18 protein-coding genes are annotated in these 21904 nt (G+C 65.1%); 2 read left to right on the forward strand and 16 right to left on the reverse strand.

Annotation, left to right across the window (positions count from 1 at the left end; translation table 11 throughout):
* Window positions 1–8 precede the first annotated feature (8 nt).
* Together D6850_RS17255 and D6850_RS17260 are read right to left on the reverse strand one after the other, a co-directional pair.
* Window positions 9–974, reverse strand: coding sequence for a carbon-nitrogen hydrolase family protein (locus D6850_RS17255; protein WP_121168858.1), 966 nt, complete (start codon window positions 972–974; stop codon window positions 9–11).
* Window positions 971–2119 carry a C45 family autoproteolytic acyltransferase/hydrolase gene (locus D6850_RS17260; RefSeq protein ID WP_166434113.1) on the reverse strand — a complete coding sequence of 383 codons (1149 nt, stop codon included), beginning with the start codon at window positions 2117–2119 and terminating at the stop codon, window positions 971–973. The genes D6850_RS17255 and D6850_RS17260 overlap by 4 nt, the downstream gene beginning before the upstream one ends.
* Before the next feature lie 131 nt (window positions 2120–2250).
* Between D6850_RS17260 and D6850_RS17265 the strand changes: the two genes are divergently transcribed.
* Window positions 2251–2604, forward strand: a complete 354-nt coding sequence (locus D6850_RS17265; RefSeq protein WP_166434114.1) for a hypothetical protein — start codon at window positions 2251–2253, stop codon at window positions 2602–2604.
* Between the two features lie 18 nt (window positions 2605–2622).
* Here the strand turns inward: D6850_RS17265 and D6850_RS17270 are convergent, their stop codons facing one another.
* The 9 genes from D6850_RS17270 to D6850_RS17310 all read right to left on the reverse strand — a co-directional run bounded on the left by D6850_RS17270 (window position 2623) and on the right by D6850_RS17310 (window position 14008).
* Window positions 2623–4074: a biotin carboxylase gene (locus tag D6850_RS17270; RefSeq protein WP_121168860.1), complete on the reverse strand. Its 1452-nt coding sequence runs from the start codon at window positions 4072–4074 to the stop codon at window positions 2623–2625.
* A gap of 269 nt (window positions 4075–4343) precedes the next feature.
* Complete coding sequence (ligD, locus tag D6850_RS17275; protein WP_121168861.1) at window positions 4344–6794, reverse strand: DNA ligase D; 2451 nt, start codon at window positions 6792–6794, stop codon at window positions 4344–4346.
* Window positions 6794–7624 (reverse strand): non-homologous end joining protein Ku, encoded by an 831-nt coding sequence (gene ku / locus D6850_RS17280; protein WP_121168862.1) that lies wholly within the window; start codon window positions 7622–7624, stop codon window positions 6794–6796. Before ku ends, ligD begins: the two co-directional genes overlap by 1 nt.
* 2 nt (window positions 7625–7626) lie before the next feature.
* A complete protein-coding gene (locus D6850_RS17285) occupies window positions 7627–8481 on the reverse strand; it encodes a glucose 1-dehydrogenase (protein ID WP_206019311.1) in 855 nt (284 codons plus the stop codon).
* 129 nt (window positions 8482–8610) lie between these two features.
* A complete protein-coding gene (locus D6850_RS17290) occupies window positions 8611–9186 on the reverse strand; it encodes an exopolysaccharide biosynthesis protein (RefSeq protein WP_245964232.1) in 576 nt (191 codons plus the stop codon).
* A 161-nt stretch (window positions 9187–9347) separates the two neighbouring features.
* Window positions 9348–9614, reverse strand: a complete 267-nt coding sequence (locus D6850_RS17295) for a hypothetical protein (RefSeq protein ID WP_121168864.1) — start codon at window positions 9612–9614, stop codon at window positions 9348–9350.
* A gap of 25 nt (window positions 9615–9639) precedes the next feature.
* Window positions 9640–12111, reverse strand: a complete 2472-nt coding sequence (locus D6850_RS17300; RefSeq protein WP_121168865.1) for an NAD-dependent epimerase/dehydratase family protein — start codon at window positions 12109–12111, stop codon at window positions 9640–9642.
* A 148-nt stretch (window positions 12112–12259) separates the two neighbouring features.
* A complete protein-coding gene (locus D6850_RS17305; protein WP_245964233.1) occupies window positions 12260–13552 on the reverse strand; it encodes an MFS transporter in 1293 nt (430 codons plus the stop codon).
* A 159-nt stretch (window positions 13553–13711) separates the two neighbouring features.
* Window positions 13712–14008: a DUF1127 domain-containing protein gene (locus D6850_RS17310; protein ID WP_206019312.1), complete on the reverse strand. Its 297-nt coding sequence runs from the start codon at window positions 14006–14008 to the stop codon at window positions 13712–13714.
* 418 nt (window positions 14009–14426) lie between these two features.
* Here D6850_RS17310 and D6850_RS17315 point away from each other — a divergent pair, with 418 nt between their 5' ends.
* Window positions 14427–16952 carry a cation:proton antiporter gene (locus tag D6850_RS17315; RefSeq protein WP_121168866.1) on the forward strand — a complete coding sequence of 842 codons (2526 nt, stop codon included), beginning with the start codon at window positions 14427–14429 and terminating at the stop codon, window positions 16950–16952.
* Window positions 16953–16985: 33 nt separating this feature from the next.
* On the opposite strand, the gene D6850_RS17320 is transcribed toward D6850_RS17315, so the two are convergent.
* From D6850_RS17320 to ctaD, 5 genes are all read right to left on the reverse strand, one after another.
* Window positions 16986–17186 (reverse strand): hypothetical protein, encoded by a 201-nt coding sequence (locus tag D6850_RS17320; protein ID WP_121168867.1) that lies wholly within the window; start codon window positions 17184–17186, stop codon window positions 16986–16988.
* A 150-nt stretch (window positions 17187–17336) separates the two neighbouring features.
* Window positions 17337–18407 (reverse strand): c-type cytochrome, encoded by a 1071-nt coding sequence (locus tag D6850_RS17325; RefSeq protein WP_121168868.1) that lies wholly within the window; start codon window positions 18405–18407, stop codon window positions 17337–17339.
* Window positions 18404–18973 carry a cytochrome c oxidase assembly protein gene (locus D6850_RS17330; protein WP_425452411.1) on the reverse strand — a complete coding sequence of 190 codons (570 nt, stop codon included), beginning with the start codon at window positions 18971–18973 and terminating at the stop codon, window positions 18404–18406. Before D6850_RS17330 ends, D6850_RS17325 begins: the two co-directional genes overlap by 4 nt.
* Complete coding sequence (locus D6850_RS19775) at window positions 18970–19341, reverse strand: hypothetical protein (RefSeq protein ID WP_245964234.1); 372 nt, start codon at window positions 19339–19341, stop codon at window positions 18970–18972. Before D6850_RS19775 ends, D6850_RS17330 begins: the two co-directional genes overlap by 4 nt.
* Window positions 19338–21851 (reverse strand): cytochrome c oxidase subunit I, encoded by a 2514-nt coding sequence (gene ctaD, locus D6850_RS17335; protein ID WP_245964241.1) that lies wholly within the window; start codon window positions 21849–21851, stop codon window positions 19338–19340. The genes D6850_RS19775 and ctaD overlap by 4 nt, the downstream gene beginning before the upstream one ends.
* Window positions 21852–21904: the final 53 nt, after the last annotated feature.

Here is a 21904-nt window from a genome sequence, read left to right on the forward strand (position 1 = left end):
TCCTTTTGTCAAAGATCTTCTGTCAATGCCGGGCGGTTCGCCGGCGGTTCGCCCGCGCCGGCCTCGGGGGCAGCGGGGCTCTGCAGGGGTGCAGGCTGGGGCTCCGGCGCGACGGCCGGCTCGGCGTTGGCGCGGCCCGGGCGTTGCAGCGGGCCCAGGCTGTCAAGGTAGCTGCGATCGAATTCCGGCCCGTAAACGCCGAAACGCATCTTGCTGTCGCGGAAGCTCTTGAGCGGCTGGCCCATATTCTTGATACCGCGCTCGCGCTGGCGGCGCACGAGGCCGAAATCCACCTCGATCGGTATCAGTTCGTCCTGGGTGCTGCCGTCATGCAGGACCTGACCCATCGGGTCTATGACCTGCGAATACCCGTTGCCGCCGGCGAGCAGCCCGTTGATATGAAAGACATAGCACTGGAACATCGCGCCCGTGGCGCGCGCGATCGCAAGGTCCGCCGGGCGGTCCACGAAATGCGCCAGCACCGGGTTGAGGATCACTTCGGCGCCCATCGAGGTCAGCGTGCGGGTCACTTCGGGGAACCACAGGTCATAGCAGATCGACACGCCGAACCGGCCGACGTCGGGCACGTCGAAAACGCAGAACTCGTCGCCCGGGGCGGTGGCGTCCTCGTAGGGCGCGAAGGGGAACATCTTGCGGTAGCGCGTGACGATCTCGCCCTCGGGGTTGAGAACCGGCGTCGTGTTGTAGATCGCGCCGTCCCTCTTTTCAAAGTAGGATCCCGCGACCAGCCAGAGCTTGTGCTTGCGCGCCATCTTGGCGAAGGCCAACTCATTGGGCCCGCCCACCGGCTGCGCCGATGCGGGGCTGGGACCGTCGGCGGCGAGTTCGCTGAACACCACCATTTCGACCCAGGGGTAGAGATACATCAGCAGGTCCAGCCTGCGCTCCATCTCCGCGAGGTTGCTGCGCATGCCGATATGCATCTGGATTCCGGCAACGGCCATATGTGTCATGCAGTTTCTCCTGTCTCGGTCCTGCTGTCCGGCAGGGGGTTGATATTGGTCCAGCCCTCGCGCCGTTCGAGCGTGTTGCGCGCGGCGATGGCGTGTAGGCGGCGATCTTCACCGCTGAAAGGGCGCGCCGGCGCATCGGCGGCGCAGGCCGCCGAGCCGGCGGCGCGATAGGTCACGTCGAGCGCGCGGGCCGGAAAATCGTCGAGCCGCCAGACATGGCGCTCCCCATCCGCCCAGGCCAGCGTGACGCTGCCCGTGGCGGGGCGGTAGAGCGCGGTATAGACGGTGCCGAATCCCCTGTCGTAGCCTGTGGAAAAGAGCGGTGGCGCAAGGAAGGCGCGCAGCATGGCGTCGGCGCCGGACGTCTCGCCCTTCAGCAGATCGTCCAGCCGCGCGCCGCGCTCGACGGTGCCGGTCAGCCGTCCGTGGTGCGGCCATTCCACGCCCAGCTGGTGGTTGGTGGCCCAGCAATCGTCGCGCCGGATCAATGGGCGGTCGGGCGCCAGCATCAGGTTCTCCACCCGCCCGGCGCGGTCGATCGCGGTCACGTTGTAGGACATGTGGCAGGGAATGCCGCGCAGCGCGTCCAGCGCGTCCTGGCAGTCGCGGCAGGTCTCCAGCACGTAGCGCATGATCAGCGGGATGCCGAAGCCCCGTCCGCGTTCGATCCTTCCGCCGAAGCTCAGCGACAGCGCAAGCCCAGCTTCGTTCATCCCGTCCGAGAGCCCCGCCATGCCCTCGACCATTCCCATCACGCGGTACCCCCGCCAGGCGCTGCGCAAGAGCGTGGTTTCGTTCAGCATTGGGTCGAGGTCGTAGTTGCGGATCAGCCAGGGCCCCTGGGCGTCGACGCCGGCGGCCTGGCTGCAATTCACCAGGTAGCGCGGCGGCGTCCAGAAGGACAGGAAACGCGCGACATCCTCGTCTCCGCCAACCGAAGACACCCAGGCGTCCCAGCTGTGCTCCATTCCCGGCATGAAGTCGCGCAGCATGCGGCGGCATTTCTCGACCGGGGCGGGTTCGTCGCCCAGACGGCCCAGATACCAGGCCTTCCAGCCCGGCCAGCCGTGGCCAAAGACCTGTTTCCACACGTTTCCGACGGCGGACTCGCTCAGGCTTCGGAAACTGAGTTCGATGGGTTTCAACTTTTTTCCTCGGGGTGCGCGTTCACGCCCCATTGCGTCGCAGGACCGGCAACAGTATGTACCATAGTGTCCGCAGACTTGGTGCCGGCATGCGTCATTGTCAAGGTATCTTCGACGACCGAGAGACGATCATGACCGAAACACAACTACCCAGCCGCATCATCCGGCAGACCGAGATCCAGCCGCTGGTCGCACAGGGGCTGATCCAGGATTACCCGGTCGCCGTGCGCTCTCCGCGCGAGGTGGTGGGCGGCGGTTTCGCCGATCCGACGCGCAACCCCAATACCTGGACCGTCTATTTCAAGATCGGCGGCGAATGGGCGCAGGTGTTCAGCGCGCGCGGGCTGCGTCGCGAATGGTCCAGCCTCGACCGGCTGGAGACGTGGCTGCGCTCGATGTCGTTCCGCTTCTTCTGGGTGCGCAATGATCTCGACCCGGTCGAGGATCCGGGCGACGGCCCGCTGGGCGGGCCGAACCTGAAGTAGCGCGGCGCGTCGGGTTGCTCAGAACCACTTGCCTTCGGAGATGTCCTCGGGGATTTCGGGATGCTCGGTGGGCTGGATGGGCACGGTATGGAATTGCGCCTTTATGCCGGCGTTCCAGAGCCGCGCGCGTTCCAGCAGCTCGCGCTTGTCGCTCTGCATCCGGCCGCGCGCCAGCAGGCAGCCCAGGTCGGCCCCGTGATAGGTGTATTCGCCCACGCCATAGACCCGCAGGTAGAACGCCTCGTCCTCGTCGCCGATCGAGGGGATGTTGAGCGCCGGGCGGACGAATTCCACCTCGTCATCCTCGTCCAGCCGCCAAATGCCCGACTGCGGCGCCCGGGTGATGAGTCCAACCTCGTCGCGCGTGTCCTTGAAGATGAGCTGCGTCCAGTGGTCGTAATCGTTCCAGCGCGCCTGGATCTCCTCGGGGTCGACCTCGTAGTCGACATCCATGAATTCGAGCAGGTGAAAGATGAATGACGGGCAGCCGCCATAGGTGGAGGTGATCAGGAACGAAGGCGGCGTGGCGCCCGAGACGCGCGGGTTCAGCTCACCCAGGTAGACATCGTTGGTGTCGGTATCGAGCAGGAAATCCACGCAGAAAACGCCCTTATACCCCTCCTCGTAGAGCCGGTCGCCGAATTTCCGCGTCATCTCGCGCACCTTCTCGGGCACGCCGTCGGGCAGGATCGAGGGCGACACGTCATTGCCGCACCAGCCGCCCTTGTAGGGTGTGATCTCCTCAAAGCCGGTGATGTCGGTCATCACCGGGCCGACCAGCGTGCCGACCCGCGTCGCCACTCCTTCGACGGTGCCGGGCAGGTGGTTGAGCCGTTTCATGACCTTCAACTGCTGATCGACGATCTTCGCCTTGTAGCGGTCCCAGTCCTTTTCGGATTTGATGAAGAAGGTCGTGCGGCCGCTGTCGCCATAAGGCGTCTGCACCACGAGGTCCGGGCCGAGCCCGGCGCTGTCGGCCAGTTTCGTCAGCTCTTCATAGGTGTTCGCCTCGCCCAGCACGTTGGGCGCGCTCGGCACGCCCGCCTCGTTGCCCAGGCGCGTCGTCTCGATCTTGCTGTCGAGGCGGTTGCGCAGCGCCACCGGCGGCAGGGCGATGTCGAGATCGATCTTGCCGCACAGCTTCTCGGTCTCCTCGTCCAGCATGACGAAGATCGCCTTGCCGGGCCGGCGCGACTTGGCCAGCGTGCGAAACTGCTTGTTCGAGACGAGGTAGTTGGCCACGTCCTCCATCGATTGGAACTCGGGCGCGCCGCCCGCGGGCGGGCAGAACACCCGCGGGTGCGCGCCGTCGAAGATGTCGAAATAGTTGACGAAGGTGAGGTTGCCGACCCACTGGTCGAGCCCCAGCAGGCTGAAGGGCGTGGGCGTGACGATGTAGATCGGCGTCTTGTTCCGGCGCAGGAACAGGAAAATATCGGTCAATCCCTTCAGTTTCGGTTGTTTTGCCATCTTTCTTCTTCCCTGTTTGCGTTCCCGCGACGCCGGTTGAAGCGCAGTTCGCGCCGTCGGCCGCGCCGTCTGCGGCCGAATCTTCGGTCTCGCATGAATCCGGCGTCTAGCGTCCCTGTTGCGGTGTCGTCCGGAATCTATCGTGACGCGCGCCCGGCGCGAAAGCAACGGTCGTGACAGGCGTGGGCCCGGATTCGCCGCCGGGCGCAGGTAAGAAACCAGGCGTTCAGGTCAGAGATCGCTATCGTCGACAGCCTCTTCGACGCTGTTCACCCCTGGCTGTCCGCGCTCCACTTTTCCAGCCGCGCTACCGTGTCTTGGGTCAGCGTTTGCAGGTCATCCCCAGCTTCGAGCCAGGGGCACGGATCTTCCAGGCGTTCGCGCATGTCGCCCATGGTAAAGCCGTTCGGCGCATCCAGCTTCTTCAGTTCCTCCCACGTCACCGGCACGGCGACCGGGGCGCCGGGGCGCGCGCGCAGGGAATAGGGCGCGATGGCCGTCTGGCCGCGCTCGTTGCGCAACCAGTCGATGAAGATGCGCCGCTTGCGTTTCGCCTTGGACATGGTGGCGGTGTAGCGGTCAGGCTCGGCCTCGGCGATGACATGCGCCAGCGTCTTGGCAAAGCCCTTGACCACGTCCCAGCCATGGCTGCGCCGCAGGTGCAGGCAGACATGCACGCCCTTGCCGCCCGTCACCATCGGCACCGAGGCGAGGCCGAGGTCGGTCAGCCGGTCCCGCATGTCAAAGGCCGCGCCGCGCACATCGTTCCAATCCAGCCCCTCGTCCGGGTCGAGATCGAACACCATGCGGTCAGGCCGCTCCAGCCGGTCAGTGCGCGCGCCCCAGATGTGAAACTCGATCGCGCCCATCTGCGCGGCGGCGACCAGCGCTTTCGCGCGCGTGGCATAAAGGTATTGGTCGCTCTTGCCGTCCTTTTCCTCGATCTCGATCTCCTCCAGCGCGTCGGGCCAGCCCTTGCCCGGGTGCTTCTGGAAAAAGCAATCGCCGTCAATTCCGTCCGGGCAGCGCAACAACGATAGCGGGCGGTGGCCCGCGGCCTCGATCATGCGCTCCCCGACACGGTCATAGTGACAGGCGATGTCGCGCTTGGTGCAGCCCGCCCCGGGGAACACCTCTCGGTCGGGGCTCGAGATCTTGATTCCCGCGACCTTGGCGTCCTGCGGTTTCTCCATTGTCACGTCCTTCGCTTTCTTGTCATCGCGCAAGCCGAGGTAACTGCCGTGGCGGATCTGGCCGTCCGAGGTGAATTCGGTGAAATCGACCTCGGCCACCAGTTCGGGGCGCAGCCATCGGGCGTCTCTTGCGACCGCTTTCGGCACATCCGCGAAGGGCGTGGTCTTGCGCGCGGTGAACGCCTGTTCGAGCCTCTCGAAGCTGCGCTCGTCGAACCCGGTTCCGACACGCCCGCGATAGCGCAACACGTCGTCGTCCCAGGTGCCCAGAAGCAGCGAGGCGAACGGGCGATCCTTCTCAGAGGGGGAATAGCCGCCGATGACGAATTCCTGCCGCTTCGTGCATTTCACCTTGCGCCAGTTCCGCGTGCGCGTGCCGCGATAGGGCGCGTCGGCGCGCTTGGAAATGATGCCCTCTCCGCCCGCCTCGCAGGCTTTCTCGAAGACCTCGGGACCATGCCCCACGACATGCTCGCTAAGCCGCAGGGGCCCGTCGCGCGGCACGCCCGACATCAACTCCGCCAGCCGTTCGCGCCGCTCAAGCTGGGGCAGGTTCATCACGCTTTCGCCATCCAGCGCCAGCAGATCGAACGCGAAGAAAACCAGCGGATCGCCGTTCGAGAGCGCCTTTTGCAACGATGAGAAGGCCGAACCGGAAACGCGCGCCGCCATCACTTCGCCGTCGATCAGCGCACTGTCGCAGGGCAGCGGATCGAAGGCGTCCTCGAGGGCTGCGAAACGATCCGTCCAGTCCTTGCCCGAGCGGGTCAGCAACCGCGTGCCGCCCTTTCCAAGCGCGGCAAGGCAACGGTAGCCGTCGAACTTCGTCTCGTGAATCCAGTCGTCGCCCTCGGGGGCCGCGTCAACCAGCGTGGCCAGCTGGGGTTTGCGGAATTTCGGGCGGGTCCCCTTGCGATCGGTCGTATCCTTGGGCACGTCACGCCCCTTTTCTCCTTGTGCGATGGCGTCCATGTCACGGCCAGTCTTGACCGAGCGGTCATGACCTTTGGTCAGCGCATCCGCATCATCCTGCGCGTAATCATCGCGCTCCTTGATCAGCAACCAGTTCTCGCGCTTCTCGCCGCCGCGCATGCGGACGAGCGCCCAGCCACCCTTCATCCGCTCGCCCTGAAGGGTGAACTTAAGCTTGCCCTTCTCCAATCCGGCGGCCACGTCGCCACCGTGTTCCCACGTGCCGCGATCCCACAACATCACCGTGCCGCCGCCGTACTGGCCCTTGGGGATGGTCCCTTCAAAATCGCCGTAGTCGAGCGGGTGATCCTCGGTCCGCACTGCAAGGCGTTTCTCGCCCGGATCAGGGCTCGGGCCTTTGGTCACCGCCCAGCTTAACAACGTGCCGTCCCATTCCAGCCGGAAATCGTAATGCAGCCGCGATGCAGCGTGCTTCTGCACCACGAAGCTCAGCCCGCCGGCGCGCGCCGCGCCCGCCCTGCCCTCGGGTTCGTCGGTCTGGCCGAAATCGCGCCGCGCGTTGTATTCGGCCAGTTTGTCGGGGGATTTGCCCATCACGACGCCTTTTTCTTCTTGCCGGATTTCTTCTTGCCGGAGTCGGCCTTCTTAAGGCTTTCCTTCAGCGCGCTCATCAGGTCGACCACGTTCTCACTCTGGGGCGCCTTGTCACCCTTGGCCTTGGTGCGCGGGGTTTTCTTGTCCTTGCGCTTGGCCTCGATCAGATCGCGCAGCGCCGCCTCATAGCTGTCGGAGAAAGCAGAGGCGTCAAAAGGGGCGGTCTTGCGGTCGATGAGCGACGTCGCCACCTCGAGCAGCTCCTCGTCCGCCTCCGCGTCCTCGATTCCAGAGAACATCGGCTCGGCTTTTCTGATTTCGGCTTCGTAATGCAGCGTTTCGAGCAGAAGCCCGTCGCCACAAGGACGAATCGCGACCAAATATTCCTTGCCCCGCATCGCCAATTGGCCCAGGCCAACCTTCTCGGCGGCGCGCAGCGCGTCACGCACGACACGGTAAGCGTCCTGCGCGAGCTCGTCCTTGGGGACAAGGTAATAGGGCCGGTCATAATAAAGCGGCGGGATCTCGCAAGCGCCGACAAACTGCACGATCTCGAGCGTCTTTTTGGACTCGAGCTTGATGTCGTCGATCTCGTCCGGGTCTAGGAGGATGTATTCATCGTCCTCCACTTCGTAACCCTTGACGATATCGTCGCGGTCCACCGGGCCGATCCCTTCGACCGTCTTTTCATAATGCACCCGTTTGCCCGAGGGCGCGTGGATCTGGCGAAACGACACCTTCGCGCCGCTTTTCGTCGCCGAGAAAAGCTCGACCGGGATCGAGACGAGCGACAGGCGCAACTGGCCCTTCCATGTGGCGCGCGGTGCCATGCCTATCCTCCGATCAGATCGCCGCCATTGGGGTGCAACACCTGGCCCGTCATGTATGAGGCGTCATCGCAGGCCAGGAACAACATCGCGGGGGCGACCTCGTTCGGCTGGCCGGCGCGCCCGAGCGGCGAGGATTTGCCGAAATCCTCGACCTTGTCCGGCGGAAAGCTCGCCGGGATCAGTGGCGTCCAGATCGGTCCCGGCGCCACCGCGTTGACGCGGATGCCGTCGCCGGCCAGCTTGCCCGACAAGGCGCGCACCAATGACAGGATCGCGCCCTTGCTGGAGGCGTAATCAACCAGAAGATCCTGCCCGCGATAGGCGGTGACCGAGGTGGTGCAGATGATCGATGCGCCGCGCTCGAGATGCGGCAACGCGGCCTGCACCATGAAGAACTGTCCGCCGAGATTGGTGCGGAAGGTGCGAAACAGCTGCTCTTCGGAAATTTCGGTGACATCCTTGCGCGCGTGCTGTTCACCCGCGTTGTTCACCAGCACATCGACCCGTCCGAACTCCTCCCGCGTGCGTGCAACCACCTGTTCGCAGAACGATTTGTCGCCGACGTCCCCGCGCAGCGTCAGGGCGCGGCGGCCTTCCTTGCCGACCAGATCGGCGGTTTCTTCGGCGTCTGCATCTTCATCAAGGTAGACGATCGTCACATCCGCCCCCTCGCGCGCGAAAAGGACGGCGGTTGCACGGCCGATGCCGGAATCCCCGCCGGTGATGATGGCCGCCCTACCCTTCAGCCGTCCCGAGCCGGGATGGCGCGGCATATAGTCGGGGGCGGGGTCCATCCGACCCTCCTGCCCCGGTTGGCGTAACTCGGTGTCGAGCTTATCCAGATCATGCGTCGACATCACTTTCCTCCGGCTATGCGATCACGTGAAGCGAACGCGCGCCGCGCGAGCAGGTTCCGCATGCCGGAGGCGAGCAAGAGCCCTGACCTGGCGATTTCACCGCGCGCCAACCGGCGCAACGCGCCGCATTCAGCCCGTTGTGCCGCGCAGGAACCAGAGGCCGACCAGAACCACGACGATCAAAACATACCCCGCCGCCACCACCACCCCGTCCCGCCCGAGGAGTCCGAAGGCGAAGAACGCCACCGGCACGCCGACCAGCGGCGTGGCCACCGGGATCACCCCCAGCACCAGAAGCGATCCGCCCAAGACAATCAGAATCGCAGCGATCACCGAGAGCGACAGGGCGCCGCCCGACAGGCTCTCCCATCGCGGGTGCAGATGCCGCCTGAGCCACTCCGCCGCCGGTCGCATCCGTTCGCAGAGCGATCTGACCCGGGCCGCAGGGATCCGGCGACGGCCGAGGAACGCCGGCATCCATACGCCCGTGCGCCCCAGCAGCATCTGAAGGCCGATGAGCGCCACCACCGCGCCAAGCGCGCCGCCGATCCCCGGGATCATGCCGATCGGCAGGATCATCAGGGCGGCGACGACCATCAAAAGCGGCGCGTGTCCCTGCGCCCCGATTTCCCTGGTCAGCCGCTCGAGCGCCACGCTCTCTTCGCCGCGCGCCATGGTCTCGAGGCGCTTCAGCAGACGCGGCACCGCCTGCGGGCCGGATACCGGCCCGCAGACAGGGCCTTGGTCCGGGGAAGGGTTTTGGCTGTCCATCTGGCTCACGTTCCCATTGCGATCATCCCGGCAACAAATACGCGATTGCCGTCCCGCCAATGCGATTTCGGGAACGCCATCCCGCGCGCTGCGCCTTACAGGCTGTCGTCGGCCTTCGGATCGCCACTGACATTCTCGTCCAGCACCTCCCGGATCTCCGCGACCAGTTCATCGCGCTCATCGCCCGACACCCTGCCCTCCTTTGCGGCAAGGTGGGTCAGTACTTCCTTGAGCCAACCCTTGCGCCCACCGGCGGGATAGCCCTCGTTGGCGAGAACGGCCATGATCTCGTTTCGCGACAGTTCGTCCCCGATTTCGGGGAACTCCTTGTCGCCCTCTTTCGATGTCTTGTCGTCCGTCATGTCATACTCCTATCGGATGGTTTTGCTAGCGGATGAAGCGGTCCCAGGCGCCGAAACTGCCGGAGACCGGACCGCGCGGGATGCTGAGCGCAATCAGAACGAGACCGCAGAGCGCCGAGAACGCGATGCCGGCCCAGCCGGCCCCCGCCACCAGCGGCGCGAAGATCAGCACGATCCCCATCAGCGCGTTGAGAAACCGCGCCAGACGCGCCACGGGCGCGAGCGAGGCGACAGTGACCGTGATGACCAGCGCGCCGACGATGTGGTTCGTCGCCGCCACGCCGCCGCCCCAGGGAAAGACCAGCGGCGACAGCATCAGGATAACGCCGAGGCCGATCATCGCCAGCATCGTCCAGGGAAACGACATGCCGCTCAACAGCATGTCGTTCAGGATCGCGCGCGGCCCGCGCTCGAAGTCGTCGCTCTGCTGGTCGTCGGCGCCCTCGTCCGTGTCGCCGGTAAAGAACACGAGCAGCCAAGGTCGTCCCGCCTTGTGGCGGCGTCGCAGGAACTGGTAGGTCGCCACCAGCTCGTCCAATGAGTAGGGAATCTGCCAGACCATCGCGGCCGCCGCGAGCAGCGCCAGCGTCGAATAGGTGCCGATCACGATGGGCTGGATCACGATGAAGAAGATCGAGATCGCCCCGAGCGGCACGATCATGATCCCGAACAGCACCACCAGCCAGGGCATCGTGCGCCAGCGCCGGGCCGAGCCGATGCACCCCACAACGATCTCCAGCGCGTAGGTCAGCGCGCCGAGGCCGGCATCCGGCACTGGCCAAGCCTTCGACACGCTGGAGGTGATGATCTGTTCGGTGCCGTTCAGCCCCGGAACCGTACCGGCGAAGAACGGCTCCCAAACGTGGTCGATCGTCTCCAACTGGTAACCCGTCAGGTATCGCGAGATCAGCAGCCCGACGAGCGCGAGGACAATCACCGGCAGCCGCTGGAACCATTCGGAGGGCGAATAATTCCAACCCTTGGGGACGGTCGGCCCGGTTTGCGCCGCGGCCGGAGACACGCCCGGCGATGGCGGCAGGCACAGCGCCAGCGCGACCGCCAGCATCCCCACCAGCGTTCCGTTCAGGTAGGCGGCGGCGCTCTCGGTCCAGAAAACCAGCGGCGCGAACATGATCCAGCAACCGATGAGCGCCGCGGCGAACCGCGCGTGAGGAAGCCGCCACGACAGCGACAACATGCCGGCGGCGAACAACAACAGGCCGGCGACGACATCGCTGAGGATCAAGCCCGGATCGTCCAGCCCCAGCAGCGGCGGCGAGGTCAGCAGCCACAGCCCCAGCCCGGCGTTGGCCCAGCCGGCCCAAAGGTTCTGCCGATGCTGTGCGCGATATTTCTTCTCATGTGCGGCGCGCAGACCTTCGGCATCCTCCACCCGCGCATCCGCCGACTCGAGCCAGGGAGGCGGGGTGATGCCGTTGGCCTGGTACCAGCCCAGCGGGTCGGTTTTCAGGTTGTCGATCAGGTCCGGCAGTTTGTCCTTGATGCTGTGCTGCGGCTCCCAATCCAGCAGATTGCGCGCCTTCGAGATGTCCAGCGCGTAGTGATCGCTGGCCATGTCGATCATGAAGGGGCGGATGAATGGCTTCTCCCCCTGATCGAGCGCGTCGGGCACCGCCGGTTCGGATTCCGTTTCCAGCTTCGCGCCCAGTTTCGCCACGGGCGCCGGCAGCACCAGCGTTTCCCATGCCTCCTCGCCGTGTATCAGCGCGCCGATGCGCTGCTGCAAGGCGTCGTAGCTCAGCGTGTCGGGCTCCCCGGCGAGGATCACCTCGCCCGGATCGATCCTGGCGCGACGGTCGACGACCCGCTTGAACAGCGCGAGCATGTCGTCAAGGTGGATGAAGGCCTGCCCGGCGTCGGTGTTGCCCGAGAACACGTGGCTCTTGAAATCGCGCTCGTAGATGCGGGCGATCTGATGGCTGAGCGTCGGCACCGCCGTCTTGTCGTCGTAAAGCCCGGCGAGACGCAGGAAGATTGGCGGGATATCGCCCGCTTCCTCGCTTATGATCTCTTCCGTTCGGGCCTTGGATTGCGGATAGGCCCAGGCAGGGGCGAGCGGCGTGTCTTCGGTGATCCGTTCACCCGGGACGCCGGGCGCGTGCACCAGCATCGTGCCGGAATAGACGAACTGCTCGACCTTCACCGCCTGCAGGGCGCGCAGCAGATTGCGCGTGCCTTCCTCGTTCACGGCCTTGTACTGCGGGCGCTCTTCGCCGGAGAAATCGAAATAGGCCGCCAGGTGGATGACCGAAGCCACGGGCGCGCCCGCGATCGCCTCGCGCAATTCATCCACCGCGCGCGCGGTCGAATTCGGGTCGGTGATATCGCAACCGATGAGCCCCTCGCGCCCCTCGCAGGCTGCCGGCAGATCGAGCCCGAGCACACGATAGCTGCGGGACAGTTTCCTGCGCAGGTTGCTGCCTATGTTGCCGGCGGCCCCGGTGATAACGACGACCGGCTTATCCTGTTGCGCCATTTTTCCCAATTTCTTCGAGTTCTTCGAGCTACAAGACGCCAACGAACGACGCCCGATTTGGTTCAGAATCCATTTCGGACAGCCGCTGGCGGAGGTCGTTCGCATTGGGGGAATTCGACCGGCGATGGGCCGGGGGGGCTTGTTTCTGTCAGCTATGCCCGTTCGGCTCGGGCGCGGGGGCTTCCGGCTCTGGCTCGGCGCGCGGGTCAAGCGCCATGGCCGTGGGCGAGCTGTCGGGAAGCGGCACGAATTTCTCGCGCTCCGCCTCTGGCGATCGCGGCGCCGACCTGACGCTGGAAAGGACGAAAAGCGCGTAAGCTATTGCGATCACGGATTCGAAAACAAAGAAGGACGCCGGCCCGAACGCCGCTATCAGCGCTGAAGTCAGCAAGGGGCCGATCGTCGCACCGATGGAATAGACCATCAGCAGACGCCCTGACGCGACCACATAAAATTTGCGATCCAGCCGGTCGAAGGTCTGGGCGACGCAGAGCGGATAAACGCTGCTGATCGCGCCGCCGAAGGCCAGCGCCATGCCCATCAGGATGAGCAGCGGGACGTCGTTTGCGATCGAGATCGACAGAAGGCCCCATGAGGCGCCGACCGCAATCAGGATGGCGGACATGACGATGCGCCTGTCAAACCTGTCCGCCAGCATCCCGATGGGAACCTGGAACGCGAGACCGCCCAGGACCACGACCGACATGAACATGGCCGCTTCGGACACGCTGAGACCGATCTGGCGCGCAAATACGACCGCCAGCCCATAGAAGGAGCCGATGAGGATGCCGGCGACGCCGGCACCAACCACGCCCACCCGGGAGGCCGCGAAAACCTGTCTCACGCCCAGCACGCGGATGTCGCGAAGATCCGGTTTGCCCAGACGCGTCATCGCAATGGGGATAAGCGACAGGCCGATCAGCACCGCGGCCAGATCCAGAAGATCGCCGTCGCCGACCGGCGCAACGTTCACCAATGTCTGACCCAGCGCCATCGCAAGGTAGAAGGCCAGCATGTAGAATCCCAGGACACGCCCGCGGGTCTCGTTGCTGCTGCGCTCGTTCAGCCAGCTTTCGACCGAGGTTGTCATCCCGGCGATGCAGAACCCGTTGATGACCCGCAGGATCATCCATGCGGTCGGGCCAAAGAAGGCATCATACGCCAGACAGGTTGCGGCGGTCAGCGCCGCAAAGACGGAGAACGCCCGAATATGGCCGATCCGCCGAATAACGAGCTTCGAGCGAAACCCGCCAAGAGCCAGCCCCAGGTAATAGGCGGCCATGATCGCACCGATCAGCGCGACGGGATAATCGGCAGCTTCCAAGCGTAGTGGAAGCACCACGCCAAGCAGACTGTTGCCCGCCACGAACGCCGCTGTTCCGCCGAGCAGCGACCTTGCTGAAGCCAGCGTTTCGCGTAGGTTCGGGGCCATGCCGTCCATCTCGATCTTGTCCCGTCAAAGAAGCCGGGATCTCGCAAATTGTATAGCGTGAATCGAGGATGTGTAAGTTGGTCATGCAAAAGCCCCGGCCATGGCCGGGGCTGAATCAAGGCGCGGTCGCCTCATGCGGTTGCGCCTGGGCGGCTGGCGGGCCGTTGCTCAGGCCGTAACGCGGTTGCCTTGCGCCGGCGTTCCGGCTGTGGCGCGCGACGCAGCGGGCCGCGCGTCCTGCGCACGCTCGTCAGATTGGCGCACGACGCGCGGAATGTCCGCGCGATGGATGCCGATATCCCGCAACTCCCAGTCGGTGAGAGCATGGAGTTCCTTCGCTGTTTCGCGACGTTTCCACGCTCGCTCTGCAGAGCGGATCAGGCGCTCGAAAATGCCGATGGTATGGCCGGTTCGCGACTCATTCGCAGCCTGCCGGAGCATTTCACGGGTGATAAAGACGGACATGTCATCCTCCAGTTCAGTACTTGCCTTCCATGACGCTGAAAGCCGGGAGGGGATGTGGATCGATTCAACAACCGCTCGCGCGCGTCAACGTCCTGCTCATGTGATCGAAGAGAGATCGGAAACCCCCGAAGCGCAGCCCGCACAAAGGCTGGCCCGCCCGGGGTTACCCGCGGTTCAGTAGTCTTCCCGCGTCCGGCGGGAACCTCATATGGAAGCTGAACTTCGTCATGCTCCATATCTGGCCCTCGACCGGCGCATATTCAAGCCCGCCCGGATCGGGTGTGCCCTTTCCGCCACCGCCCCGGACGGGGCGACGATGCCGCTTCGCTGCGGTTCGCCGTCGTCCGAAACGCCGGACCCGAACACCGTGGCGCGGATTGATGTTTGCGCCCCGGACATTTCTGATATCTCACCCGGTATGGACATAATTCTGATCACCACGATCATCGCATCGCTTTTCCTGCTCATCGGCGCCGCCGAACCGCTGGCGAGCTATCTGCGCCTGCCCTATGCGGTGATCATCGCCTGCCTCGGCATCCTGATCGGGCTCGCCGCCACGTTCTTTCTCCGGACCGAGTTGACCGATGCCCTGAACCCGGTGGCCGAAGCGATCCTGGCCCTGCCGATCCGGTCGAACGTGTTCCTTTACGTCTTTTTGCCGACGCTCGTGTTCCAGGTCACGCTGGGGCTGAACCTGCGACGCATGGCGGATGACTGGATGCCCATTCTCGTGCTGGCGGTGGTGGCGGTGTTCGTTGCGACCTTCGTCGTCGGTTATTCGCTGGCGATGGTCAGCACGCTGACGCTTTCGGCCGCGCTGCTGGTCGGGGCGATCGTATCGACCACCGATCCGTCCGCCGTGGTCAGCATCTTCCGCTCGATCTCGGCGCCGCGGCGTCTGGCGCGCATCATCGAGGGCGAAAGTCTGCTCAACGATGCTGCGGCCATCGCGCTGGCCGCGTTGTTCCTGGAATACGTCAAGGCCGGCGTGCCCGACCCTTCGGTGCAAAGTGCCTTGGCGCGCTTTCCCGTCCTGCTGTTTGGCGGTGTGGTGACAGGCTGGTTCGCCGCGCGCATCGCGATCTGGATCATGACGTTGTTCGCACGCTACGAACTGGCCGTCATCTCGGTGTCCATCGCGTTGCCGTATCTCGCCTATATCGTGGCCGAACAGAGCGTGGGCGCCTCGGGCGTCATCGCCGTGGTGATCGCCGCGATGACGCTGCAACTGACGGGGCCGCGGCGCCTGCCGCCGCCGACATGGCAAAACCTGCGGGAAGTCTGGGACCTGCTGGCCCATTGGGCCGGCGCGCTGATCTTCGTGTTGGCCGCGCTGCTGATCCCGCGCACGCTGGAGACGGTTCAACTACTCGATCTCGGGTTGATCCTGGTGGTCGTGGCCGCAGCCATCGCGTCCCGGGCGGTGATCCTCTACCTGCTGCTTCCGCTGCTCACGCGGCTTGGCCTGTCGCCCGTGGTTGAACGGCCCTACCGCATGGCGATCATGTGGGGGGGATTGCGCGGGGCGGTCACCTTGTCGCTGGCGCTGGCCGTGACCGAAAGCGCGTTGGTGCCGGTCGAGATCAAGCGCCAGGTCGCGATACTCGCGACCGGTTTCACGCTCTTCACGTTGCTCGTGCAGGGGACGACGCTACGGCCCGTGATCGGCTGGCTCGGGCTGGACAAGCTGTCGCCGCTCGACAATGCGCTCTACAATCAGGTGATCGCGGTCGCGCTGCAAACGGTGCGGGCGAACCTGGCCAAGGTGACCGAAAGCTACGATCTGACCCAGGAAACCGTCCGGGACGAGGCCAAGCGGTTCGGCAAGCGGCTTGACGTGGCCGTGCAGTCGGCCGACGCCACCGAGATTCCCGATCGGGATCGTGTGACGCTGGGTCTGATCGCGCTGGCCAGCGCCGAGCGCGACGCGATCGTCGAGAGGTTCCGCGATCGCACGATCTCCTCCGCCTTGTCCGAGCGGCTGCTGTCCGACGCCGACGCGCTGATCGAGGCGTCGCGTTTCAACGGGCGCGGCGGTTATAACGCAGTCGCGCGGCGCAGCCTGGGGTTCGGAAGATGGCTGCGGCCGGCGGTCTTCCTGCACAACCGGCTGCGCATCTCGATGCCACTGGCGACGATCACCACGACGCGGTTCGGGCTGCTGCTGTCCCAAAGACTGGTCGTGCGCGACCTGCACGATTTCATCGACGGACGCATCCGGCGCATCCACGGAAAGCGCGTGGCGGAATTGCTGCACGCGATGCTGGACCGCCGGATCGAACTGATCGAACAGGCGCTCGAAGGGCTGCGTCTGCAATTCCCCGGCTACGCAGAGGACATGGAGCGCCGGATCATCCGGCGCACCGCCCTGCGGCTGGAAGAACGCGAATATGACACGCTGCTTGAGGAGGGATTGATCGGCGAGGAGGTTCACAGCGCCCTGACGCTGGATATCGGCGCCCGGCGCGATCGCGCCGAAGCGACGCCGCAGCTTGACCTGGCGGTGCAGAAAATTGAACTGGCCCGCCGGTTTCCCCTTTTCTCCGAGATCGATGACGCCGTTCTCACCCGGCTCGCGCGCGCGCTCAAGACGCGCTACGTGAATGTCGGCGAGGTGGTGCTGGGCCGCGATTACACCGCCAGACAAGTTCATTTCGTGGCGTCGGGCGCGGTCGAACTCACGGCGGCGCGCCAGACTTGGCGGTTGGGGCGCGGCGAGATGTTCGGCCAGATGAGCCTGCTCATGCGCCGCCCGCAACGCGTCGAAGTGCGCGCCATCGCGCCCACCACGCTGCTCGTTCTGGACGAGAACCGGTTCCTGAACCTGCTCAAGCGCAGCAAGGTCATGCAGGACGCCGTGCTTGAGAGCGCCCGCAAGCGCGGGCTCGCCTCCGATCAACTCTCGCTGGAGATTGAAAAAATGTCCCGGCGCAAATCCGGATAAGGGATCGACAGGCGATCCCCGCCCCGTCCGCGCCTACCTGAGCTCGGCCAGAGCCTTCTTGATCTGCTTGAGCAGTTCCGCGCGATCCTCGCCCTCCATGCCCTCATCGGTGGCGCGCATGTAGTCCTTTTTGTCGTCCCGCCACTTCTCGAGCATCGTGATCTTCTCTTCGCGGCTCAGGGTATCATCACGCATCAGATCGTCTGGGGTTTCGTACTTCTCGAAATATGGCACGGCAGGTTTCCCTCCACTGATTTCCGTAAAGATTAACTCAAGACGCGCGGCCGCAACAAGGGCGCCGTTTCTGCGCCGTCGGCCCGCATCCTGTGCCCGGATGCGGCGTGGGGTCGACGCGACCCGTTCATCGACGCCAGGAGTCTGGGGTTACTCCGCCACATCGTTCAGCCTCGCCGGGGCAAGCCCGCTGTAATAGGCGGCCAGTGCCGAGATTTGCTCGTCCGTGAGATCACGGGCGGCCTTGTACATCAGTTCCGCCGCCCGACCGCCGCCCCGGTTTCCCTTGCGCCATAACCTTAACTGCTGTTCGAGATATGGCGCGTGTTGACCGGCAATTGATGGAAACGCGGGGTTCAGAGGTTCGGACCAGGGACCGTGGCAGGCGCGGCAGGCAGGCACGCTATGCGAGTCGCCCTCGGCAAAGGCCAGTGCGCGTCCGGCGTCGAACTCTGCTGTGCGGGGGGCCGCGGATCCCCGTGGCGCGGTCGCGGCGAAGTCGGCGGCCACATCGGGGATCGCCGCGCGCGGCAGGTGGCTCAGGGCTTCGGCCATGATGCCGCTGTCGCGGGCGCCCGACTTGTAGGCCGCGAGGCTCTGCGCGATGTAGGATTTCGACAGGATGTCCAGACGCGGAACATGGGGGTTTTCGCTGACGCCGCCGGCGCCGTGACAGACTGCGCAGAATCCTGTCTCCGAGCTTGTCAGTTGCGAATACTCATCGGGCGTCATTTCGGGCAATGCCTGCAGGAAGGCCACCACCGGCCAGACCTCGTCGCGCCGATTGGCCGGCCATGCGGGCATGCCGCTCATCTTGATCCCGTTGTGAACGATCCAGAAAAGCTCGGACGCGTCGAATTTCTCCGATACATTGCTCAGGTGTGGCGGAACGGGCAGCATCTGCTGCACCGTCGCGCTGCGCGCCACGCCCGGTGCGCCGTGACACATCGCGCAGCCGCTCATGAAATGGCCGGCCCCCAGCGCGACCATGGCGGGACTGTCGAGGTTGGCGGGCGCCTCCGAAGCGGGCGGAGCGCGCAGTTCAGCCGAATTTTCGAAAGTGGTGTGCAACACCCAGCTCACGCCCGGCCAATGCCCGTCGCGCGCCGACACGTTGAACAGCCCGAGAAAAACCACCAGCGCCGCCCCGATCAGCGCGGCGACGATCGCCCCCGCCGCCACGACGCCGACCGTCCACAGATCGAGATCACGCAGTCTCATGTCAGCCCCCCAAGCAGGGTCCGGCGCGTCAGTGCAAGCCCGCCCAGAATATAGATCGGCGTGCCGATAGCGAGCATCAGCATCCCGCCCAGTTGCTGACCGCTCAGATCAGGGGCGCGACCGCAGATTTCGGCATAGAGATCACTGGGCGCCAGGATCAGGATCGCCCCGAGTAGCGTCATGTGCATTGAGGTCAGGAACAGGCCCCCTGCCCCGAGCAAAGGCTCGCGCGCGCTCAGCGCTCCGGCCCAGACCGCCCATCCCGCCGCAAGGAACATCACCTGCTCGAACAGCGTTCCCGCCCCCTCGGTCTGCGCCCAGCCGTGCAGAACCGGCAGATGCCAGAGCCAGACGACGACGAACTCGAAGAACGCGCCCAGCACCACCGGAGGGCCGAACCGCCGCGCGAGATCGGGCAGCGCCAGAACCAGCAGCGGCGCGGCGACGGCGACCAGCCCCATATGCCGCAGCATATGCGCCGGGAAGTCCCCCAGCACCGCGCGCCAGGACGGCAGGTAAAGCGCTGCCAGGGTCGCGGCAAAGCCGATGATCGCCGCCCGTCTCACTGGCAGCTCCCGATAAAGAGCGCGGGCATCGCCACGAAGATCACGCCGATCACCGACACCACGCCCAGCAGGAATCCCGCATGGCCGAGAAACTCGCGCCGGTGTTTGACGGTGGGCTTGTCGTGGACGTAGGTGTAGTCGCCGAGATAATCCCATTGCCGCCATGAGCGCCAGGTGATCACCGCGATCAGAACCAGCGCGATCAGCGTCAGCGCCGCGATGGCGAGCTGCGCGGTGTCCAGCGTGCCTGTCTTGGCGCAGTCGATGGCGGTGATCGCATAGACGGACGCGAAATGGAGCGACCAGACGACAGGCGCCAGCACCATGTGCCAGATGCTTCTGTGGCGGAATGGCGTTTCTTCGGTCATGCCAGCAACCTCGGGAATGCGCCCAGCAACAGCGCGGTGATGACGCCGCTCAGACACAGGAAGTGCCAGTAAAGGGTGGTGTTCCGCAGATCGGCGTCGTAGCGGGGGGTCAGCTTGCCGAACCAGCTGCCGGCCAGGCAGTAAAGCAGCATGAGCGCGCCCAGCACGGTATGCGCGCCGGTCCAGACCGCCAGCGCGCACATCACCGCCGGAAAGGCGTGGCTCGCGGGCTCCAGCCCCGGAACAAGCACCGTCAGCGCCAGGGCCGCGCCCGCGCCACAGGCCAAAGCCACGGCCGCACCTATGAACCCGCGCGCAAGACCGGCCCGGCCATGCCGGTTGAAGCGGCGCGCAGCCACGGTCGCACCCCACGCCAGCGCAAAGCCGAGGCCGCTGAGCGCGGCCAGAACGGCATCGGGCAGCGGCGCGTCCGCCGGCGGAAAATCGGGTCTTGCCGTCCAGAAGAAGAAGACGCCGAAGACCAGGCTTGCGAAGGCCGTGGAATCGCCCAGCATGGTGATGAAGACGCCCCACCAGCCCGGCGCGTTCGGCCCGCTGACATAGGTTGGCAGCTTCAGGCCCAGCCCGGCGTCGCGCATCGGTTTCTTCGGCACTTGCGCCGTCGCGGTCCACAGCCAGTAGATCACGCAAGCGATGGCGAACACGCCCGAAACCACGGCCGCCCAGTACATCTGAAACACCGGCAGGATGAATGCTCCGCCGGTGAAGCCCGCCGCCCAGAGCGTGCACCACGTGGGACCGGTTATGGGCACCGCCGCCTGCGGCACCGCATCCACCGCCGAGGAGACGATGGTTTCGCGTTTGCCCTCTGGGGCGTCGGGAATGTAAAACCGCCCGTCGTCGAGGCGCTCCTGCAACTTCGGCTCTTCCCAGAGCGGATAGCGCGAGGTGACATAGGGCACGGAGCGCGAGCCCCAGGCCTCGGCCGGCACGTCATGCGACCATTCGAGCGTGCCGGCGTTCCACGGGTTGCGCTCGGTCAGGGGTTGGCGGCTCTTGGGGCGCAGCAGATCCCAGGCAAAGACCAGGATCCCGGCGGCGATGATAAAGCTGCCCACGGTCGAAATCATGTTCAGCCAATCCCATCCGGCAGCCTCCGGATAGCTCGCCACGCGGCGCGGCATGCCCCTGAGACCGGTCAGATGCATCGGCAGGAAGCAGATGTTGAAGCCGCTGAAGGTCAGCCAGAAGGCCCATTTGCTAAGGCGGTCGGACATCTTCTTCTTGGTGATGAACGGATAGAAATAATAAATCCCGCCGATGATCGGGAAGACCATGCCGCCGAACAGCGTGTAATGGAGATGCGCCACGATGAAGTAGGTGTCATGCACCTGCCAGTCAAAGGGCGCGACGGCCACCATCACCCCGGTCAGCCCGCCCGCCGTAAAGATCGCGAGCGCGCCGGCGATCCAGAGCACCGGCTGGCTCATCTTCACCCGGCCCGCCATCAGCGTGGCGATAAAGGCGAAAATCTGCACTCCTGTCGGGATCACCACCGCCTCGGACGCGGCCGAAAAGAAGCCGAGCGAGATCGACGGCAGCCCGGTGGTGAACATGTGATGCACCCACAACCCGAAGCTGAGAAAACCCACCCCGACCGCCGACAACACGATCCACTCGTAACCCACGATGGGGCGCTGCGCTGCGGTCGGGATCACCATGGCGGCGACGGCGATCGAGGGCAGAAAAACGATGTAGACCTCCGGATGCCCGAAAATCCAGAACAGGTGTTGCCACAGCATCGGATCACCGCCGCGGTCGGGATCGAAGAACGGCCAGTCGAGCGAGCGTTGCAGCTCGAACAGGTAGTCGCCTGCGATCAGCGGCGGAAAGGCGAAGAGAATCATCGCGCCCACGACCAGAACATACCACGCATATAGCGGCATCAGGTTGATGCGCATTCCCGGCGGGCGGCATTTGATCGTGCCGACGATCAGTTCCACCGCCGCCGCGATGGAGGCGATCTCGATAAAGGACAAACCCAGCAGCCAGATGTCCGGCCCGACGCCCTCCTGTTCGGTGGCGAGCGGCGGATACATGAACCAGCCCGAACTGGGCGATGCGTTGAACAGGATCGAGCCGAGAACGAAGCAGCCGCCGATCAGGAACGACCAGTAGCCATAGGCCGACAGTCGTGGGAACGGCATGTCGCGCGCCCCGAGAAAGGCGGGCAGGATCAGGATCGAGATCGCCTCGAACATCGGCACGGCGAAAAGAAACATCATCGCCGAGCCGTGCATGGTGAAGAACTGGTTGAAGCGATCGGCCGAAAGGAAATCGTTGTCGGGCACCGCAAGCTGGATACGCATCAGGAGCGCCAGCACGCCGGCGCACAGCATGAAGAAGAAAGCGGTCAGCGAATACCACCGGCCGACCTCGCTGTTGTTGACCGCGGACCAGTAACGCCAGCCGGTCGGCGTCTTCCAGGCCGCGCGCAACTGCTGCTCGTTTCGCGCGCGCAACGCCGGATCGACGGGGCGGTTCAGCATCTCTTCGCTCGGCGGATAGACGCCCTGGAGAGTCTCATCCAGCACCTTGCCGC

This window comes from Roseovarius spongiae (assembly GCF_003651245.1).
In the GTDB taxonomy this organism is placed as follows: domain Bacteria; phylum Pseudomonadota; class Alphaproteobacteria; order Rhodobacterales; family Rhodobacteraceae; genus Roseovarius; species Roseovarius spongiae.

Excerpts from the sequence above, each read along its gene's own strand:
- D6850_RS17255 (WP_121168858.1), bottom strand. The coding sequence starts at position 974 with ATGACACATATGGCCGTTGCCGGAATCCAGATGCATATCGGCATGCGC.
- D6850_RS17265 (WP_166434114.1), top strand. The coding sequence starts at position 2,251 with ATGACCGAAACACAACTACCCAGCCGCATCATCCGGCAGACCGAGATC.
- D6850_RS17270 (WP_121168860.1), bottom strand. The coding sequence starts at position 4,074 with ATGGCAAAACAACCGAAACTGAAGGGATTGACCGATATTTTCCTGTTC.
- ligD (WP_121168861.1), bottom strand. The coding sequence starts at position 6,794 with ATGGGCAAATCCCCCGACAAACTGGCCGAATACAACGCGCGGCGCGAT.
- ku (WP_121168862.1), bottom strand. The coding sequence starts at position 7,624 with ATGGCACCGCGCGCCACATGGAAGGGCCAGTTGCGCCTGTCGCTCGTC.
- D6850_RS17285 (WP_206019311.1), bottom strand. The coding sequence starts at position 8,481 with ATGTCGACGCATGATCTGGATAAGCTCGACACCGAGTTACGCCAACCG.
- D6850_RS17295 (WP_121168864.1), bottom strand. The coding sequence starts at position 9,614 with ATGACGGACGACAAGACATCGAAAGAGGGCGACAAGGAGTTCCCCGAA.
- D6850_RS17300 (WP_121168865.1), bottom strand. The coding sequence starts at position 12,111 with ATGGCGCAACAGGATAAGCCGGTCGTCGTTATCACCGGGGCCGCCGGC.
- D6850_RS17305 (WP_245964233.1), bottom strand. The coding sequence starts at position 13,552 with ATGGACGGCATGGCCCCGAACCTACGCGAAACGCTGGCTTCAGCAAGG.
- D6850_RS17310 (WP_206019312.1), bottom strand. The coding sequence starts at position 14,008 with ATGTCCGTCTTTATCACCCGTGAAATGCTCCGGCAGGCTGCGAATGAG.
- D6850_RS17315 (WP_121168866.1), top strand. The coding sequence starts at position 14,427 with ATGGACATAATTCTGATCACCACGATCATCGCATCGCTTTTCCTGCTC.
- D6850_RS17325 (WP_121168868.1), bottom strand. The coding sequence starts at position 18,407 with ATGAGACTGCGTGATCTCGATCTGTGGACGGTCGGCGTCGTGGCGGCG.
- D6850_RS19775 (WP_245964234.1), bottom strand. The coding sequence starts at position 19,341 with ATGACCGAAGAAACGCCATTCCGCCACAGAAGCATCTGGCACATGGTG.
- ctaD (WP_245964241.1), bottom strand. The coding sequence starts at position 21,851 with ATGCTGAACCGCCCCGTCGATCCGGCGTTGCGCGCGCGAAACGAGCAG.